General features: G+C 36.2%; 23 protein-coding genes. 9 read left to right on the top strand and 14 right to left on the bottom strand.

Annotated features, from left to right (window positions below; genetic code table 11):
* Positions 1–35: 35 nt before the first annotated feature.
* The 6 genes from NTHER_RS15695 to ltrA form a co-directional block, all read right to left on the bottom strand.
* A complete protein-coding gene (locus NTHER_RS15695) occupies positions 36–200 on the bottom strand; it encodes a YvrJ family protein (protein ID WP_012448947.1) in 165 nt (54 codons plus the stop codon).
* Between the two features lie 25 nt (positions 201–225).
* A complete protein-coding gene (locus NTHER_RS12865) occupies positions 226–750 on the bottom strand; it encodes a hypothetical protein (RefSeq protein ID WP_012448948.1) in 525 nt (174 codons plus the stop codon).
* An 88-nt stretch (positions 751–838) separates the two neighbouring features.
* The gene (locus NTHER_RS12870; RefSeq protein ID WP_012448949.1) at positions 839–1,060 is read right to left on the bottom strand and encodes a DUF2922 domain-containing protein; all 222 of its coding nucleotides are present in this window, start codon (positions 1,058–1,060) and stop codon (positions 839–841) included.
* A 132-nt stretch (positions 1,061–1,192) separates the two neighbouring features.
* Complete coding sequence (locus NTHER_RS12875) at positions 1,193–1,420, bottom strand: DUF1659 domain-containing protein (protein ID WP_012448950.1); 228 nt, start codon at positions 1,418–1,420, stop codon at positions 1,193–1,195.
* 247 nt (positions 1,421–1,667) lie between these two features.
* The gene (locus tag NTHER_RS12880; RefSeq protein ID WP_012448951.1) at positions 1,668–2,519 is read right to left on the bottom strand and encodes a hypothetical protein; all 852 of its coding nucleotides are present in this window, start codon (positions 2,517–2,519) and stop codon (positions 1,668–1,670) included.
* Positions 2,520–2,638: 119 nt separating this feature from the next.
* Positions 2,639–3,907 (bottom strand): group II intron reverse transcriptase/maturase, encoded by a 1,269-nt coding sequence (ltrA, locus tag NTHER_RS12885; protein WP_012448952.1) that lies wholly within the window; start codon positions 3,905–3,907, stop codon positions 2,639–2,641.
* Positions 3,908–4,989: 1,082 nt separating this feature from the next.
* On the opposite strand from ltrA, the gene NTHER_RS12890 reads away from it, so the two are divergent.
* From NTHER_RS12890 to NTHER_RS15700, 4 genes are all read left to right on the top strand, one after another.
* Positions 4,990–5,655: a hypothetical protein gene (locus NTHER_RS12890; protein ID WP_012448953.1), complete on the top strand. Its 666-nt coding sequence runs from the start codon at positions 4,990–4,992 to the stop codon at positions 5,653–5,655.
* 15 nt (positions 5,656–5,670) lie between these two features.
* On the top strand, positions 5,671–6,111 hold the full coding sequence (locus NTHER_RS12895) for a hypothetical protein (protein ID WP_012448954.1): 441 nt from the start codon (positions 5,671–5,673) through the stop codon (positions 6,109–6,111).
* 12 nt (positions 6,112–6,123) lie between these two features.
* On the top strand, positions 6,124–6,792 hold the full coding sequence (locus tag NTHER_RS12900; RefSeq protein WP_012448955.1) for a hypothetical protein: 669 nt from the start codon (positions 6,124–6,126) through the stop codon (positions 6,790–6,792).
* Positions 6,793–6,831: 39 nt separating this feature from the next.
* Positions 6,832–7,973, top strand: a protein-coding gene (locus NTHER_RS15700) for an IS3 family transposase (RefSeq protein WP_414628103.1) whose coding sequence is annotated in 2 segments (ribosomal slippage) — positions 6,832–7,072 and positions 7,072–7,973 — 1,143 coding nt in all. Because the reading frame shifts where the segments join, the coding sequence is not laid out codon by codon here.
* A 205-nt stretch (positions 7,974–8,178) separates the two neighbouring features.
* Here NTHER_RS15700 and NTHER_RS12915 read toward each other — a convergent pair.
* Genes NTHER_RS12915 through mntA (NTHER_RS12925) form a run of 3 tightly spaced genes read right to left on the bottom strand, consistent with a single transcriptional unit; the run spans position 8,179 to position 9,600 of the window.
* Positions 8,179–8,898 (bottom strand): YecA family protein, encoded by a 720-nt coding sequence (locus tag NTHER_RS12915; RefSeq protein ID WP_012448956.1) that lies wholly within the window; start codon positions 8,896–8,898, stop codon positions 8,179–8,181.
* Positions 8,899–8,947: 49 nt separating this feature from the next.
* Positions 8,948–9,202: a DUF86 domain-containing protein gene (locus NTHER_RS12920; protein WP_331446339.1), complete on the bottom strand. Its 255-nt coding sequence runs from the start codon at positions 9,200–9,202 to the stop codon at positions 8,948–8,950.
* On the bottom strand, positions 9,199–9,600 hold the full coding sequence (mntA, locus tag NTHER_RS12925; protein WP_041367182.1) for a type VII toxin-antitoxin system MntA family adenylyltransferase antitoxin: 402 nt from the start codon (positions 9,598–9,600) through the stop codon (positions 9,199–9,201). The genes NTHER_RS12920 and mntA (NTHER_RS12925) overlap by 4 nt, the downstream gene beginning before the upstream one ends.
* A gap of 364 nt (positions 9,601–9,964) precedes the next feature.
* On the opposite strand from mntA (NTHER_RS12925), the gene NTHER_RS12930 reads away from it, so the two are divergent.
* From NTHER_RS12930 to NTHER_RS12940, 3 genes are read left to right on the top strand one after another with little or no spacing between them, the layout of a single operon-like run.
* Complete coding sequence (locus NTHER_RS12930) at positions 9,965–10,321, top strand: hypothetical protein (protein WP_012448959.1); 357 nt, start codon at positions 9,965–9,967, stop codon at positions 10,319–10,321.
* A gap of 20 nt (positions 10,322–10,341) precedes the next feature.
* Positions 10,342–12,186 (top strand): S-layer homology domain-containing protein, encoded by a 1,845-nt coding sequence (locus NTHER_RS12935; protein WP_012448960.1) that lies wholly within the window; start codon positions 10,342–10,344, stop codon positions 12,184–12,186.
* The gene (locus tag NTHER_RS12940) at positions 12,183–14,678 is read left to right on the top strand and encodes a YcdB/YcdC domain-containing protein (RefSeq protein WP_012448961.1); all 2,496 of its coding nucleotides are present in this window, start codon (positions 12,183–12,185) and stop codon (positions 14,676–14,678) included. Before NTHER_RS12935 ends, NTHER_RS12940 begins: the two co-directional genes overlap by 4 nt.
* A 237-nt stretch (positions 14,679–14,915) precedes the next feature.
* On the opposite strand, the gene hepT (NTHER_RS12945) is transcribed toward NTHER_RS12940, so the two are convergent.
* The 5 genes from hepT (NTHER_RS12945) to NTHER_RS16300 form a co-directional block, all read right to left on the bottom strand.
* A complete protein-coding gene (gene hepT / locus NTHER_RS12945) occupies positions 14,916–15,332 on the bottom strand; it encodes a type VII toxin-antitoxin system HepT family RNase toxin (protein WP_012448962.1) in 417 nt (138 codons plus the stop codon).
* A complete protein-coding gene (gene mntA, locus NTHER_RS12950) occupies positions 15,322–15,723 on the bottom strand; it encodes a type VII toxin-antitoxin system MntA family adenylyltransferase antitoxin (RefSeq protein WP_012448963.1) in 402 nt (133 codons plus the stop codon). The genes hepT (NTHER_RS12945) and mntA (NTHER_RS12950) overlap by 11 nt, the downstream gene beginning before the upstream one ends.
* Positions 15,724–15,881: 158 nt before the next feature.
* Positions 15,882–16,613 (bottom strand): Fic family protein, encoded by a 732-nt coding sequence (locus NTHER_RS12955; RefSeq protein ID WP_012448964.1) that lies wholly within the window; start codon positions 16,611–16,613, stop codon positions 15,882–15,884.
* Between the two features lie 102 nt (positions 16,614–16,715).
* Positions 16,716–17,201 (bottom strand): SEC-C metal-binding domain-containing protein, encoded by a 486-nt coding sequence (locus NTHER_RS12960; RefSeq protein WP_012448965.1) that lies wholly within the window; start codon positions 17,199–17,201, stop codon positions 16,716–16,718.
* 23 nt (positions 17,202–17,224) lie between these two features.
* Positions 17,225–17,437, bottom strand: coding sequence for a hypothetical protein (locus tag NTHER_RS16300; protein ID WP_012448966.1), 213 nt, complete (start codon positions 17,435–17,437; stop codon positions 17,225–17,227).
* A gap of 270 nt (positions 17,438–17,707) precedes the next feature.
* Between NTHER_RS16300 and mntA (NTHER_RS12970) the strand changes: the two genes are divergently transcribed.
* Positions 17,708–18,133: a type VII toxin-antitoxin system MntA family adenylyltransferase antitoxin gene (gene mntA / locus NTHER_RS12970; RefSeq protein ID WP_012448967.1), complete on the top strand. Its 426-nt coding sequence runs from the start codon at positions 17,708–17,710 to the stop codon at positions 18,131–18,133.
* A complete protein-coding gene (hepT, locus tag NTHER_RS12975) occupies positions 18,126–18,548 on the top strand; it encodes a type VII toxin-antitoxin system HepT family RNase toxin (RefSeq protein ID WP_012448968.1) in 423 nt (140 codons plus the stop codon). The genes mntA (NTHER_RS12970) and hepT (NTHER_RS12975) overlap by 8 nt, the downstream gene beginning before the upstream one ends.
* The last annotated feature ends 101 nt before the right edge of the window (positions 18,549–18,649 follow it).

Below are 18,649 nucleotides of genomic sequence, written 5' to 3' on the forward strand. Positions count from 1 at the left end.
TCCCCTCCCTACTATCACCTTATTATCTCTATTCTCTATGGTTTTCCCATGAGCTTTCCCCGTTCCAGTTCGATGACCCGGCTTAGCTCTGTAATACTCCCGGTGAGTTCTGTGAGTTTCGCCTCTACCCGTACCAGGAGATAGATACTGACAGCTATGGGGAAACCGACATTGCCAACTAGGGAAGTAAGCTCTTCCATTGTTAACTCCCTCCTCTCTTAAAGTTTAAAAATCAAAGATGTTTTCATTGAACTCTTTTAGTACTTGGTATCCATGGGTTATATGGGTTATGAGATCTTGATACTTGGTGAGACTGTTCATGGTATCACCGTTTTTAAAGATAAGGACAGACTTGTTTTTGTCAGCTTCTAAGGGGCGAATGTCTTTAAGATCCTCCGGGTTTATCCTGGCCATGGCCCCGTCATCCTTTCCTATGGGCTTACGGTACTTTATTTGAACCATTACATCATTTTCCGTCAGGGGTATGGGAATACCCTGCTTTCTGTTGATAACCTGGCCGTACTTTTTCACCAGCTCCTCTTGATGATAACCCATATCGCTTATCAGCTTTGCCACAGTACTGCGGTATGACTTTTTGAAAAACGTTTTTTGACCATTTTTAAATACAACTTTAGTGATGTTTCCGTGGTCTTCCAGGTACTCAGGGACTATGGCCCTGAGATTATGGATAACAATCCTATTAAAGTAGTACTCCCTGCTGGTTATTAGATCCTCAGTTGAACCGGTCAATTCATCCAAGACCTCCTTATCTTTAGTTGAGTTCTGTTAAGTTATATGAAACTACCCGGGGCGGTAATCCCCGACCCGGGTTTGTTTCCTAATACTCCACTACAGTGTTGACTTCTCTGGTAACTATCCTGGCTGCTGCCTTGCTCTTAAGTTCTCCACCCGGTGTGACAAAGACTCCTGATGCTAGGATTTCATCCATAACTCCATCTACTTCTTCTTCGGTGATGTCTTCTCTTGGGTCGTAGATTGTCAGGGTGAAGTTTCCATCATTAGCATTTTTGAATATCATCTGTAGATACTCTCTAACCACTTGTTATCACCTCCTGCTGTTTCCGGCCCCGGCCGGTTTAGTTTGTTCTTGAGCTTTCTTATAGTGCCTTGGCTATCTTTGAGCTTGAGTTGAACTTCTTTGAACTCGGGCTAGTCTTTTTTGTAATTAGGATTAGTCTTCTTTAACTAGCTCTTTGTGGTCTATTCTGTTGACATTGAATACCTGGTGCTTTTGTAGGCTCATCATTTTTTCCCCTATGTCGTAGATTTCTTCATCCGTTGCGTTTGGCGTAATTCGCCCAAAACTTCTGGTTCTGAATACTGGCTTACCCTCATCGTCGTTTCCTATAACCAACCTGAACTGTACTCTGGTCGGTCCCTTTAACCCTAAAACTGGCATCTGATTCACCTCTTTCCCGGTTTGGATTCCCTCGGGGCCCCTTGGGTGAGTTAAGTATACTATGGTATTGGGAATGAGGGTAATGTGGACTAAGCCGGAACTCGTGGCTTTTTGCGGGATTTTTGTGAAACTTGTCACTTTTTATGGTAGTTTAATGAAATCTCGAAGCTTTTTACGGGAAGTAAGCTAAAACTCCCACAATTGAAGAAAATTTTATGAAATTGATAGCATGCCTATTGCCAGGGCATTAGTGGATGATCAAATTATTCACCAGGTCCCGAATGGCATAGATCACCGAGATGGAATCGGGCTCCTTCCCCAAATCTTCCCCCTTTCCCACCTCACCCTTCAGATGGTTTGAACCCTGAAGTTCTTCCTGAAGATCTCTCTGATTATGGGTGAAATCATCCCCGGGCCAGATAAAGTTTTCGTGAGCATAGTCAGAAAAGTGGCCGTGATCTGCTTTAAATGGAGTGTTGGAAGTATTGGGATATAATCTTTGATTATAATTGTACAAAATTAAGTATCCATCTATAATGTTGTTTTTGACTGTTTCAAGCTGCTGAAAGACTTGCAACTGCCAACCGCTTTCAAAGGTGATTATGGTGGTGTTACCTTCCCTTTGTAGGGCTGTGATGTGCTGACAGCTGATGCTGCCCATGGCTCCGTCTTTAGAGCTTTTTAAGGTGTCCCTGGTTTTTGCTTGTATTAGGATGGTATTTTTGTTCATTGGCACGGGTACTTTGTTGGGACTTCTGAGCATTTTCCCATAGCATGCTTTCAAACTCTTCCAGGATTGGCAGTTAAATTTTAGGAGCTTGTCCATAGCTGTTCTGTAGGAAATGTGTAATACTTCCCGATGAATAGGGTGACTGATCTTATCAGGCATGTGTTCCTGATTGGAGCTGTCACCTTTATCATGCTTCTTATTCTTATCATTCTTGGAAGTTTTGTAAATCATGGTGGTACCATTAGTTCCGTTTTTTAGGTATTCTGGTAAGACTGCCATCAATGTGTCAATTTTCTTACAACTCAAGTTCAACTTGTCCTGCCTTTGGTTATTAAAGTTTTGATTGTGTTTGTAACTCCCTTTTCTCATCTACCCTTCTCTCCTTTACAATAATCGAGTAGGTAGAAGCCACAGTAATTAGCTGTGGCTTCGTTCCTCTCACAGAACCGTGCTTACGGGCCACGTACACGGCTCCTAGTAGACCTCGATCACTTTCTAAAGTGATGCAAAATACCAACTTGATAGGTACTAATATTAATTAGACCTATCTCGTCAAACCACTTATTGGGTAGTGCTAAACTTATGAGAGGACTTGATGAGTTTCTCCATTTATTCATGGAGATTTTCTCAAATTCCCCTTTGTAGCCTTTTCTGCGAAGAGTTTTGTGTAGTTGTTTCCAACTTTTCCATTCTCGCATTTTCTTCATCCTAAGTCTTCTTCTAATCCATTTCATTAAGTTCTCAAATTGTTTCTTACAATTGGCTATTCGGAAGTAATTTGCCCATCCTCTTAATACTGGATTTAGCTCTTTTATGATTTCGGATAGATTTCTACCATGATTTCTTGGTGTAAGAGTTCTGACTTTTTCTTTGAATTTCTGTATCTTTTCAGGCTGGATGGATATGTTTTGACTCCTTATGATAACTCCTAGGTAGGGAACACCTTTGCGGTCATTTGTTATGTGAGTTTTCTCTTTATTAACTGTTAGTTTTAATTCGTCTTCTAATATTTCAGTAGCTATATCTTTATATCTTTTCGCTTGTCTTGGTGTGTAGGCGAATATTAAAATATCATCGGCATATCTTACTATTCGGATATTGCGACTCTTCATTTCTTTATCAAATCTGTCTAGGTAAATGTTGGTTAGTAGTGGTGAAATCACTCCACCTTGAGGGCTCCCTATTTCTGTGTCTTCTATGGCTCCATCTTCCATTACTCCGGACTTCAAAAATTTCTTTATTAATTTGAGAACACTTCCATCACTAACTTTCTTGGCTACTTCTTCGATAATCAACTCATGGTTTAATTTATCAAAGCATTTAGATAGGTCCATATCTACTACATGTCTTAGATTGTATTTATTAATGAACTGTTCTGATTTAGCTATTGCTTTGTGACATGAGCGATTAGGCCTGTATCCGTAGCTTGACGGGTGGAAGTCTGGATCAAAAATCGGTTGAAGTATATTTAACGTTGCTTGTTGGACTACCCTGTCTTTTACGGTTGGAATCCCTAATGGGCGAGTACTTCCATCTGGTTTGGGTATCTTAACTCGCCTCACAGGTTGTGGTTTGTATGCGCCAATTTTAAGGTCATGATGAAGGGTTTCCAGATTTTCTTCTAGGTTGGAGCCATAAGCCTCCACGGTTACCTGGTCTATGCCGGGTTTACCTTTGTTAGCTCTGACCCTGCGGTAGGCGTCTTCTAGATTGTTTTTGGAATAAATCTTGTCTATTAAACTGTACCATTTCTTCATCAATTGCACCTTCTTTCGCTGTGTGCCTTCCCTCTTTCTACACTTTTAGTTGTGGTTTCTTTGAACGTGCTTAACGGTGTCTCTAGCTCTTTGGCAATCTTACCTATCAGGGTACGCTCTACTTCCACTAGGCGGACGGTAAAGCAAGTAAGCTCGTCACCACCTGACTTTCCGTTCCCTTTAGCATTTCAGCTTCAGTTTTCTTCCTACCTAAAGTGTCTACTCGAGTTCTTGCTACACTCTTTGGTCTACTTTCACCCCTTCACACTACATAATTCCCTTTCGGTCATTATGCACCACTACAACCAGGTGTAGTGTCCTTTCGGTTTTATCCTCCAGACTGTTACCAGCTTTCTTTGGCCGAAAGTTCTTCACTACTACGGGTTCATCTGCCTCCTGCACTGCTTTAGTTAAAACTCATGTTTCCACTTGTCTTAACTTTACTTGTCGTCACAAGACAATACAGGTATCTCCCCGGTTAAGTCTGCTTGCCTGAATTTGAACGCATCCGTCCTAACCTTTTAGGTTATCCAGCTTTCGGGCTTTCCCATAATTTGCAAGGTTACCCACCTAAAAGGCCATCCTCGGTTTGTTCTCACTATGTTCCAAATTCCCCCTTCAGCTTCCTTCAGACTCCACCGTCACCGGTGACGCCCTTGCCTTATGGTTGTCTTCCTGCTGGTTAGGTGACAGGGTTTCTTTCAACCCATCGGCGCGGCAGGCATGCCGGGCAAACAAATAACCCGGGAGGGAAGACCCCCCGGGGCATTCCTGTTAGAAAGAGCTGCAGCGAGTATATCTTTATTTTGTTTTGAGAAAAGCCTGAGACCTCAGTGGAAAATATTTCATGTATGTTTATAATTATTTTATACTTTTTCCAGGGAAAAGGGAATTTTAATTTAAACTTTCTGATCAATATCATTCTCAATACATAAACTTGCATAATATGAAAATAAATACTATTATTTTAGAATTAGGCAGGATAAATATTCTAAATAAAGAATATTTAAAAATACAAACAACTACAAGAATGTATAAAGTACTTATATGTTTGGAATCCTAATTGTGGAGGAGGGACTATTATGTGGAGAACTTCTCATTTCTATAAAGATGTAGTACAGTCATTAGAAAATGCAGTTGAGCTCGTCACAGACTTCTATTATAACTTTTTGCTACAAGAATTAAGACAATATATAAATGAAAAATATTTAACTGATTACCAGCAATTCGAACAGATAGTTGTAGATCTAGAAAATTTTGATTTTGATGATGCAGCATTAGTTAAAACATTTCGCGAAGTTGGATTTAGATCTTACTTTTCTTTATTCATACAATTAGACTATACGCGAATGCAAGAGATACAAGAATGTATAAATAAAGCTAAAAAGTTTTTTAAATCTGTACACCAAATAGATAATAAAGACGAACGCTTAGAAGAGTATTTTGAATCTTTTGAACAAGTTGGGCCATTCTTAAAACACAAACTAAATCAAAAAGAATTAATAAAGACGAAAATGTTAGAATATGTCAACATTGAGAATACAACAAGTAAGTCACAAATAAAACAAAAGTTCGAGTATTCAGAAAACTTTAATAGCAGTAGGCACGAAAAGGAATATTTTGATTTATGGCCAGATGTATTAACAAAACAAACTAAAAGTATGAACACCGTTAGATTTAAAGTTGACAGAGATGAAAATTGGAACATATCAGCTGATTTAAATGAAGTGGACAAGCCTGCCATTTAAGTTAGGGGGATTAAAATGAGTGAAAAAAACCACGGCAGTGAAAGCGCTTATCAAGATTTTATAGAGGCGGTTAAATTAAACGACATTATTACGAGGAAAATCAAATTAGAAAGTTATATTGATTTTACCGATCAAGATTATAGTGGTAAACTAAATTTTAATTTACCAGAAGCAGATTATAAAATATATGATAAACAAAGTTTCAAGTATATTATTGAGGTTGATATTGAAGGAGAACTTGACAATAGTGAAGATAGAGCTTTTGTAATCGAAATGATATTTGAAATTGATTACACTTTGGATGGTGAATTGGAAGTAGATGAAGAGTATGTTAGTAAATTCTCAAAAAATGCTATTTTTAATACTTGGCCTTACATAAGAGAGACAATTGACAATTTATCCTATAGAATGGGAGTAAGTCTTCCCAGATTGCCTCTTTTAAAATCTAATTTTTAGGGGGATGGGAGTTTGTTATGCTTTGTAAATGTTCAACCTAACGACATCGAACAAGAAGTTTACGATTTAGCAAACCAAGCTCTCCAATGTAAAGATGATTTTAAGGTAATAACCGACGTTATATACTTCGCGAGTAACCAAACAAAATTCAATGAAATTATTGGAGATATGAAAAATGAGGTTGAAGACAGTACAATTAATGTAATAGAAGAGTTCTATGATACTACTGACATAGGTAATCGTAGAGGAGATTTTGTAGAAATTTTGGTTTCTAATGGGCTAAAAAGGTCTGGATATTCAAAAGAAAAGGATTGCGTACCTTATTATAACTGTGAAGAAATAAAAGTTTATTATAATGGCAAAAAACTTAAAAATAATATCGATATTGCTTTTTGGAAAACTGATGAAGCGGAACTTTTTGAATGTAAATCAAAGTTACAATCTTTTTTAAAAAGAGGGAGAAACGCACGTGATAAGGTCATATATTTGAATGAAATTAGTATTAGGCTAGAACAGATACTTTTAAGTGTTAATACATACCTAGTTGATTTATCAGAAAACGATTTTATTTTTAATAAATATTTATCTAATAATTTACTAGAAGAATATAAAAACAGGAATAATTGTGAAATTAAGTTAACTCATGGTGTTAGTATAAATTCTTGGACACATCATGGTTAAGTCACTTACAATATTAATAACGAAAGGATGTGTCCAGTAATGAGTAATAAGAGATATAATGAAGACTTCAAAAGAACAATTGTAGATTTATATAATTCAGGTAGTTCTGTGAAGGATTTGTCTAGCGAATATGGTGTGACAGAGGTTACTATTTATAAATGGATCAAAGATTTCTCTCCAAACCAACAATCTGGCAGTGAGGGAGCCACTTCAAAAGATGTGGAAGAAATGCAAAAAGAAATGGCTCGCTTGAAAGAGGAGAATGAAATCTTAAAAAAGGCTATGACCATATTCGCCAAAAAGTAGACAATACAGAGCTTACTGAATTTATAAAAGAACAAAAGGACGAGCATACTATCAAAGCTATTTGTGATGCTCTAGACTTTCCGAGAAGTACTTATTACGAAACAATAAATCGAGTTGAATCTAATCGTGACAAAGAAAACAGAGAACTATTAGATCAAATAACTCAAATTCATAAAAACAGTAAAAAGCGATATGGTGCACCAAAGATCCACGCTGTGCTAATCAATAAAGGATACAAAGTCAGCTTAAAAAGAGTCCAACGATTAATGAGAAAAGAGGGTATCAAATCAATTGTCAGGAAAAAATATCGGCCTTATCCTAGTAGAGAAAAAGTAGTCGAACGAGAGAATCTCCTAAAACAAGACTTTTCAACTACATTTGTCAATCAAAAGTGGGTTACTGATATTACATACATTGATACTGTTAAAGACGGCTGGTGCTACTTAGCCTCTGTAATGGATTTACACACCCATAAAATTGTTGGATACTCTTTTAGCAAGACCATGACAACAGATTTAGTTATTAAAGCTGTTAAAAATGCTTATGATACACAGAAACCTGGCAATGGACTTATTCTACATAGTGATCTAGGTACCCAGTACACTAGCGATGACTTTAAGCGTTTTTTAAGGTACAAAGGGATCAAGCAATCATTTAGCAGAAAAGGCTGCCCTTATGACAATGCACATATCGAATCATTTCATGCTACTTTGAAAAAGGAAGAAGTTAACCATGTTAAGTACTTAGACTTCAAATCGGCTGAAATTGCTCTATTTAGGTTCATTGAGAGCTGGTACAACAGAACAAGAATCCATGGAAGTTTGGAGTTTTTAACTCCTCAACATGTTGAGGATCTAGCAAAGCAATCTGCTTAATACTTAACTTTTTGGTGTCCAAAATTTTGACCTAAGTCCATCATATTAATAAAACTAAATTATCAGATTTCATTTTTAATGGTTAGTTAACTTAACAAGAAAGCTCTTGTAAAATAAAATTAACCTTGTTCGATAATAAAAATAAGGGATCTCTGACCCGATATCTCAGGAGATCCCTTATTTATTGTTGCTATCTTAATTTCTATTAGTCCAAACAACATTTTTTGTACTTTTTACCGCTTCCGCAGGGGCAAGGTTCATTTCTACCTATTTTTTTGCCAACCCTTCTTGGCTTATTTTTTTGGTTGGAAATATACCTCTTTTGGGATTTTCCTTTCTTTTGATGCAGCTCACTGGGGGTGTGTCCATTATGTTCCCACAACCTAGTGTTATTAGAAAGATCTATCACAAGCTGCATGACTTCGTGAGCTTGTTCTTCACTGTCAAATTCCACCCCTCTATTGTTAAATTCCTCAAAGACCTTGTTTAATGAAAACCCGAACTGGCAAATAACCTGAATATCTTCACACAAACCTTCAGCTGCAGCCTTGTCCCCATCAAAAATATTTTCCGTCAAATAGTTTAATAGGGCTTTATATTCTTTATTAACCTCAAAATAGGTATCGTTTTTATACTTTAATAGCTCTTTCTTCGGTGGAATGTAGAACGGTTTACCTATGCGTTGATTTAATTGATATTCAAACTCATCAAATTCTATCAGTGACTCGGAGACGAAATAGTCTTCGTGTATTTCAACAAAACTATTATCAAGCTCTTCAGGGGGCTCTTCCATTAATGAGTCAATTATATCTGTGTTTATTTGATCATTGTTTTGCATATTATAAATTTCTATCACTTTATCCTTATGAACAAGACCGTATAAATTGGTCAGAGATATAATGTAGTCTAAAACTAGCTGATTCATATTTTCACCTCTCAATTATCTAATAGTTTTTTGGTCACGGAATATGAATTTAAGATTCATCAACACAAAACATCCCCGCGCTGAAACAATATAAAATCATAATAAATTCCATGTATTTCTTTAGCAAACTTTTTAAATCCGAAAGGTTTTCTGTTAAAATCCGATAAACCGTTTCTTTTTCTATTTCTAAATAATCGTGAACTAATACATTTCTCATACCAATTATCCTGATAAATAAATCTTTCTCTTTATCATTGATATAACTATTATCATACAGGATGACTGGTATATCCCGATTCCCTATTCACCATTCATAATCCTCTCCTTTAAATACTTCCTTTGAACTTCCAGATATGGTTTGAAGTCGAGATATTGGCGAATCACAAGGGAAAAGTAACTGTGTACATCGAAATCGTCATCTGCATAGAGAATTTTGTTATGTTTTATCACTTCATACCTACCTACAATTGACATGTCATTTAGTATTGCAAGATCGACATTGTCATAGCCAAGTTCAACTAATCCTGCCAATAATTCTATCTTTTTGTCATGATTATTGGTACCATCTTTTAAAAGTACAGCAATGTCTATATCGCTCATACTATTATTTCTTCCTACCGCACAGGAACCAAATAGATATGCAGCTTTTATTTCACCGAATTGGGAAAAATAAGTACTCAGGTCATCAAAAAGTTTAGTCATACCATCACACCTTTGACTATTTCGTTTTATAACCTCTAGATTAAGTATACCAAAAATAATTCCAAATATCATCAAAGCGCATTTCGTGTTGAATTGTTTTATTATACCTTTATTTATTCAGTACAAATTGATTAAGATTAAACATTTATATTTTAATGCCATATACACATAAGTTGGATGTATATTTTGCATAGTTCTATGTTTAACTGAGAATTCCTTTCATCCCAGAATAAAGTAGCAATTTAGGAAAATTTAGTTATTGGAACTACTTTATAGGATTCTATTCGTCATAAAATTTTAAGAGTATTATTAGCTTAATTTTAGAGGTTAGACTATATATCAATAATCAGGAGGTGGCTTTAGATTGAAAGTCTTAGTACTTTTATTGGGTCTACTGTTGTCTGTTACAGCCCTTGGCAGTCCATCAGCACTGGCCGAAGAGGTTTCAGAAGACCTCAATCTAACTGAAGAAGAAGCAATCGAAATAGCAGAAAATATTCACCCCCTAACCGAAGAACTTAACTTAGAACGAAGCGATTACCTTGAAAGACAGGGGATATGGTACTTAAACTATCAATCTGACCCGTATGAAGAAAAGCACTATACCCTATCCTTTAATATTTGCGATGAAGATGAAGTAATAGATACTATATCATTTATACACGAGACTACCCAGAAGATGAGCTTGATTATATCAGCCGGGATGAAGGTGAGGACATAGCAAAAGAATTTTTAAGAGATATGGGATACGACCTAGAAGAACAAGAAAATTTTGAATTACAGCCAGGAGAACTTCAAGTATCTGAAAGTCCAGAACATTATATCTCAGATATCAGCCACAGGTACGAATACAGTCAAACAGTTCATGGTTATGAAACAGACAATCACATTTCAGTAGGTGTTAGTGCCAGGACCGGTCATGTATCAGGACTCAACAATAATTATGATCCCGATCTAGAGTTTGAAGAACCTGAAAAAGTTCTAGATGAAGAGAGAGCAGAAGAGCTATTCATTGAAGCCGGAGGAACAATGGCTTATAGAACAGATGCCGATAATGAAGAATTTATCCTTACCTATTCCCCCATTGTAGGGCGTGAAGTAAAAGTTGACGGAAAAACCGGGGATTATCTAACTGAAGATGGTGAAGTCTTAGACCTTGATGAAGTTCAAGATAAAAGGACGGAAATAGATCTGGATATGGGTGCCCCTTCCCCTGACAAACTGGATGAGCCCATAGACAGGCGTGAAGATAGGGATAGAATCGAGGATAAAGTGAAAGAAGTGGTAGATTCCCTTTTCGAGGTTGAAGGTGAACTGTCTAATTCTGGAGGCAGTAGTACTAGATCCCGGGGGAATGTTACCTTTGAACATGTAAGACATGACTATGATGTAGATGATCCCAGGATAGAGTTGAGTGTAGGTTTTGAAACAGAATACGGTTATCTGTATGAAATCCGGGTTAACTCTAGAGGGGATGATCCCCTGGTGGCCTTAGGTGGAGAAGAATATACCAAGGAGATTTCCAAAGCCCTAGCTGAATTAGAAGAAGATGAATCAGAAGAGAACTTTGAACAAGTAGGAAGAATGTACTTAGAAAAGCTTGCCCCGGAATTTGTAGATTATCTGGATTATGATATTTCTTTAGAAAGTGATCAAGAAGATTTTGGTGACGCCTACAGGCTTCGCTTTCCCATGAAGGCCTATGGGATACCTCTATCATACAGTTCCTTGGAATTGATTATCTGTCAAGATAGTGGAAAACTTTCCAGGTTTAATGCCAGAACACCTATAACCGGAGACTATATTGAAAAACCAGAAGATGTTGTGTCTGAAAAGGATGCCCTTGAAAGATACCTGGAAGAAACAAAGATCGAACCTAACTACGATAATAATGGAGATTTTGTATTTGAATATGATAACAAGGAATACAATCGAGTAAATGCAGTGACAGGAGAACTAGTAGAAGGCTATACCGGGGAAGTATATGAATTTCCCGAAATTACAGCTGCCCAGGATGAACACCTGATAGAATGGATGAGTGTTCTTGGAATATTTATGCCCGATGAGGACCAGGTAATCGATGCCAAGGAAATGGTCAGCCGAGGTGAAGCTGCTCGTGTCATCAGCGCTTTGACAGATACTCCCTATCCTACTACACCAGGTCCGGGATATCAGGAAGAAGAGGAAGAAATGACATTTACCGATGTAACTAAGGACCATCCTGATTATCACGCTATAAAAGAAATATATGATCTGGAGCTGATTCCTGAAAGTATGTTAGCTGGTGAGGACTCGGATGAATACAGACCGGAGCAAAATATAACCAGGGAAGAACTAGCCCAGATGATAGTCAAAACAATGAACATGGATGTCATCACCAGAAAAGATGACGAAATGGAAGTAGCCCTTGAAATCAAAGACCGAGATGAAATTGATGATAAGTTATGGAACGATGTGGCCTTGGTAGTGGGCTTGGATATCTTACCCCTAGAAGATAGTAAATTTAGGCCTAAAGAGTCTTTAACCAAAAATGAAATGGCTCAAGTTTTTGATAGATTGATTGATCTGGGGAGGTTTGTACAATGATAGCTAATGGCGTTATAAAAAACTTAAAAACCATAATGTGTTTAGCTGCTTGTTTGATATCTTGTTTAATATTAATTTCTACTGGAGCAATTACCCAGGTAAATGCAGCACACTACGGCGAAGAACAGGTGGTTGAAGAAGAAGTCGTTGAAACAGATTCCGATGATATAATAATCGAGGAAGAAATCGAAGAGCCAGATAAAAGCCATGAACTAGAAGGTAAACAACAAGAAATAGATAAAGAGATTAGGTCACAGCTGGAGTTATTGTCAGATTACAGGCTGGATGATGTAGAAAAACACCGCTTTGAAGAAGATAAATTACACTACAGATACATGCTCGAAGATGTGGAAGTCAGAGTTGATTATGATAAGCAAGAAAATATAATCACAGAAGTCAATAAAACAATGTTTACAAGAGATGATCCGAAACTGGCCCAGGTAACTGCTGACGAAGCCGAGGACACTGCTCTGAAATATGTAGAAACACTGTATCCCGAACTATTGGATGATGAAAAGTTAAATGAAAATCCTTTAGTAGACAGAGAACTGGATGACAGCCAAAGAGGGGCTTCAAATTATGAATTTACATTCATGAGAATTCACGATGGGATACCCGTACAAGATGAAGGAGTGACCGTAGAAATTAATGCAGTAACCGGTGAGCTGAGCCGAATTGAAAAAGACTTTTCTAAACCCGATAAATTCATTTCCCTTGAAGAAACCGTGTCAAAGGAGGAGGCAAAGGATAAAGCAAAAGATGAGGCCAAAGAAAAGTTAATGGAGGACTTACCCCTCAAGAAAGTATATCTCCCGGCCTTGGATGACAATGAATTCCAAGAACCCAATTTATTTTATACCCTCTTTGGTCAGTTGGGTGTTGAACACACAGGTATAATCCGTACTAACTATCTTGTAGATGCCAATAGCGGAGATATGATAAGCCGTGGTTTTTATGAAATTGATGGGGACAAATTAGATGAAGTATTAGCTGAGGATGGAAGCTTAAGTGACGAATTCTTATCAGATAAAGGTGTCACTATAGATGGTAGTGAAAGAACCGAGGAAATCACAGAAGAAAAGGCCGTAGAACTGGCAGAAGACTTTGTAAACGCCCTTGGATTTGAAGGATTTGAAGTAGAAGATGTTGATGAAACAGAAGGTGTCAGGCGCTCTCCTCTAGGGAGCGAAGATGATAGACTGTTATATGAAGTGAATTTAGAACATGAAGATGTTGATGAATTTAGGCAGTTAAGTGTGAAAATCTGCCAGGAACAAGGGGATATTTACTATTATGACATAGACCGTAATACCATGGTTCAGGTGATAGACGATATAATAGAAGACCGACCCGAAAAAATCAATATTGATGAAGAGTCAGAAAAAACCTTGAATAAATTGTCACCCGCTTCTGATGCGAAGCTTATAAATAGCCTGGAACTAAATGCAGTAGAAGTTGATGAAGAGGAAACAATGCATTTTATTATAGAAAATCCTGAAGACTATGATCCCGGATCAACTTCCAGGGGCGCAGAGTATAGCAAGGTGGTAAATAATATCCCCGTGAAAACAGCAGGTTACAACTTGCAGATCGATATGGCTACGGGATTAGCAAATAGGATGATCTATATTCCACTAATAGAAAATGAACTTCCAGACCCTCAAGAAACAGACATTACATTAGAAGAAGCCAGGGAAAAACTAGTTTCAGAACTAGATTTAGAACTGGTATATATCCCTCACCGGTCAGAAACCGGGGAAGAATTAATGAAAATCCATGAAGATCCAGACCGAGAGCCAACAGTTAAAATGCGCCCTGCTTTTAAACTTTCACCTTATGCCTTTACAGCCAGTTATGATGAAGGTGCCCCCTATGTTCATGCAGATTCTGGTGAGCTTTATAATTTCGAAGGAACTTCTTTTATAGATAAGGAAATTTTCGAACTGGTTGAGGATGGGCACTGGGCAGCTTCCTATCTGGAACTGGCACTGGCCCAGGGTCTACTTCCCTTAAGACAGGGAGAGCTATTACCCGATGAAGATATAACTAAAGAGGAAGTTAGTGTACTACTTGCTCAAATAATTTATATGAGAGACAGGAGTCCAGAGGTTCCGGAAGAGCCCTATTTTGATAATGTGGGCGAAGATCATCCCCACTTTGAAGCAATTCAGTTACTTACCAAAAAAGATATCTTTGACAAAGGGCAGGAAACATTTCCTTTAGACGAAACAATCAACAGAGAACAAATGGCAGAGCTCATTGTCAAAAGCCTGGACCTGGATATTTTAATGGTCGATAATCTGGAATTTCCCCTTAAATTTGAAGATGTAGATGAAATCTCTTTAAACAAGAAGGACTGTGTAGGTCTAGTAACGTGGCTAGATATTATGAATGGAGATGGAGATAAGTTTTCACCAAAAGATAAACTAAGTAGAGCAGAAGCTGTAACGATGCTCTATAGGATTGATGAGATTGAAGAGTTGAAAAATTAATGAACTGACATCGAAATGTATCCGAGATCCGAGATGTATCAAGGAATTAATTAACCCCGGGACGACAGGGATAAACCTGTTCCCGGGGTAAATATTTGGTTACGATGTATTTTGTTAGGATTTTTTTGTTATGGTTTTATTAACAGCGCTTATCAGTTAAATCAATTCCCTTTACACTAGTTTTTACGGCTAGTCATGGCCAAACCGTGACCGAGTAGTCTCTGAAACAATATAAAATCATAATAATTCCATGTATTTCTTTAGCAAACTTTTTAAATCCGAAAGGTTTTCTGTTAAAATCCGATAAACCGTTTCTTTTTCTATGTCTAAATAATCGTGAACTAATACATTTCTCATACCAATTATCCTGATAAATAAGTCTTTCTCTTTATCATTGATATAATTATTATCATACAGGATGACTGGTATATCCCGATATACATTAACAGTACCCAAATTATCAGCACTTATTATGTGATTTCCGATGTCTATTAAAGCTTCAATTGTTAGATGGAGAAACCTTTCTACACTGCCAAATACCATTTTATTATTTTTATACTCTTCTAAACTGTATTTGACATTTATTTCTTCCAAAAAGTCAATATATTCTTTGGCTTTTTCTATTCTTTTTTGCAACGATTCCCTATTCACCATTCATAATCCTCTCCTTTAAATATTTCCTTTGAACTTCCAGATATGGTTTGAAGTCGAGATATTGGCGAATCACAAGGGAAGAGTAACTGTGTACATCGAAATCGTCATCTGCATAGAGAATTTTGTTATGTTTTATCACTTCATACCTACCTACAATTGACATGTCATTTAGTATTGCAAGATCGACATTGTCATAGCCAAGTTCAACTAATCCTGCCAATAATTCTATCTTTTTGTCATGATTATTGGTACCATCTTTTAAAAGTACAGCAATGTCTATATCGCTCATACTATTATTTCTTCCTACCGCACAGGAACCAAATAGATATGCAGCTTTTATTTCACCGAATTGGGAAAAATAAGTACTCAGGTCATCAAAAAGTTTAGTCATACCATCACACCTTTGACTATTTCATTTTATAACCTCTAGATCAAGTATACCAAAAATAATTCCAAATATCATCAAAGCGCATTTCGTGTTGAATTGTTTTATTATACCTATTTTACATACGGCTAGTCATGGCCAAACAGTGACCGAGTAGTCTGGAATTAACATATATAAAAATAAGTCTCAAAACTGTCATTAACAGCTTTTTCCATCATTTCAAGTAGTTTAGAGTAGTCCATTTTTGTACTAGCAAGCTCTAGTGCCTCCATGTAACTTTCTCTATCTTCTGCCTTAATCACTGTTAGAGGATAACCGTCTTGCACTAATATGAAGTTCATTAAAAGCCTTGCAAGTCTGCCGTTACCGTCAACAAAAGGGTGAATAGAGGTTAAATGGTGATGAAAATATGTGGCTAATTCTATAGTATGGAGTTTGTTCTGCTTATTTTTGTACCAGGACACCAACTTTTCCATTTTTTCTGGCACTAAATAGTGCTCTGGTGGCTTATGGTCACTTCCACTAATCAAGACGTTGGTGGTCCGATATTTACCGGCATTATCATCATCAATTCCTTTAAGTACCAGGTAATGCACTTCTTTGATAATTTTCTCCGAAATATCGGCTTTTTCTTTAATTAGGTTTTCAATATAGTCTATTGCTTCCTTATGGTTAATCACTTCAAGATGTTCCCTCATACTCTTTCCTTTACCTACAGTGATCCCATCTTCAAGAATAACTTTAGTTTCTCTTAAAGATAGAGTGTTACCCTCAATTGCATTAGAATTGTAGGTAAATTCAACATCGAAGTATTGTTTAAGCTGCTTTACTTGTTCTTTGGAGAGTGGCCTTTTTTCGTCCAGTTTCTGTTTCTTTTCTTCAAGCTCTTTAAACATAAAACCACCGACCTTAGATTTGATTTCGATTCAGGAATTCACTCAGAATAAGTTCACCTTCGATTTCTATTAGTCTTTAGCGATACTATATTAATTCTGTGTTTAATCCAAACAACATTTTTTGTACTTTTTACCGCTCCCACATGGACAGGGTTCATTTCTACCTATCTTTTTGCCAACCCTTCTTGGCTTATTTTTTTGGTTGGGAATATGCTTTTTCTGGAATTTATCTTTCTTTTGATGCAACTCACTTGGGGTGTGTCCGTTATGTTCCCACAACCTAGTGTTATTAGAGAGATCTATCACAAGCTGCATGACTTCTTGCGCTTGTTCTTCACTGTCAAATTCCACCCCTCTATTGTTGAATTGATCAAAGACCCTGTTTAATGAAAATCCGAACTGGCAAATACCTTGAATATCTTCACACAAACCTTCAGCTGCAGCCTTGTCCCCATCAAAAATATTTTTCTTTAAATAGTTTAATAGGGCTTTATATTCTTTATTAACTTCAAAGTAGGTATCATTTTTATACTTTAACAGCTCTTTCCTCGGAGGAATGTAGAACGGTTTACCTATGCGTTGATTCAATTGGTATTCAAACTCATCAAATTCTATAATAGACTCGGCGACGAAATATTCTTCGTGTATTTCAACAAAGCTGTTATTATCAAGCTCTTCAGGGGGGGTTCCATTATTGAGTCAATTATCTCTGTGTTTATTTGATCATTGTTTTGCATATTATAAATTTCTATCACTTTATCCTTATGAACAAGACCGTATAAATTGGTCAGAGATATAATGTAGTCTAAAACTAGTTGATTCATATTTTCACCTCTTTTATCGGTATAATTTATTGTTCTAAACAATTATATACATAACAATTATATACATTATTGGCTATGCTTTTACAAGGTTCTATATTTAACTGATAATTCCTTTAAGATAATTATTTAAGTTAATTAGACAATTTGGCTCTCCCGTTTATATAAAAATATGTTAAAATATAATTAACGGAACGTTTGTTTGATTTAGCTGAAGTTTTTGTAATTTTATGATAATATTTAAACAGTAAAATACTTATAAGGATGGTTTTTATGGAAGTTAAAAAAATATGTGAAATATTATCAGACTATTTTTCAAAAGAAGAGAAAGTAGCCTGTGTGTACCTTTTTGGCTCTACAGTTAATGATGATGTGAAAAAAAACAATGATATCGATGTTGCTATTTTATTTGAAGAAAATTGTTCTAGTTTTAATCGATTTGATAAGCGACTAGAATATGCCTCTAAGTTAGAAGATATTTTTCAAAAAGAGGTAGATGTGGTTAATTTAGAATCTTGTGACTTATATTTCATACGACAGGTTATGTTAAACAATATTTTAGTTTTAGAAAAAAACAGAGACAGAAGAGTTAGTTTTGAGGTGAAGCAAAGAAAACTATTCTTTGACATGAAGCATTTATATGATAGATATTATGATCAAATGTTAAAACGATTAGAAAGGGGTGAAGAAGATGGTTAATAAAGACGTGATAACCAGACGACTATCTAATCTTGAAGAATATTATCATGATTTAGCCAATATACAGAATGATATAACATCTGATCAATTATTTAATGATAAAATTAAGAGAAGGTACATAGAAAGAACCTTACAGATGGCGATAGAAAGCTGTCTTGACATTGCCGGACATATTATATCTTACTCAGGATTTCGGGAACCAATCAGTAATCAGGATACCTTTCAGATTTTAATTGAAGAAAATATTGTTGACAGTCACTTAGGAGAGCGCCTTAAAAAAATGGCTAAGTTTAGGAATATTATTGTACATGATTACGCTATTATAGACCCTGAAATCGTTCATTCAATTGTGAAAAATAATATTAGTGATCTAAGAGAGTTTTCTATTATTATAAAGAAGACATATTTGGATTAAGATAATTATATTATTTTAAAAAGTTCTGTACTCAAAAAAAACTACCAATTTATTCTAGAATAAATTGGTAGTTTACGAACAAAAAAGCAAAAATAATATAA

This window comes from Natranaerobius thermophilus JW/NM-WN-LF, assembly GCF_000020005.1.
Classification (GTDB): Bacteria; Bacillota; Natranaerobiia; order Natranaerobiales; family Natranaerobiaceae; genus Natranaerobius; species Natranaerobius thermophilus.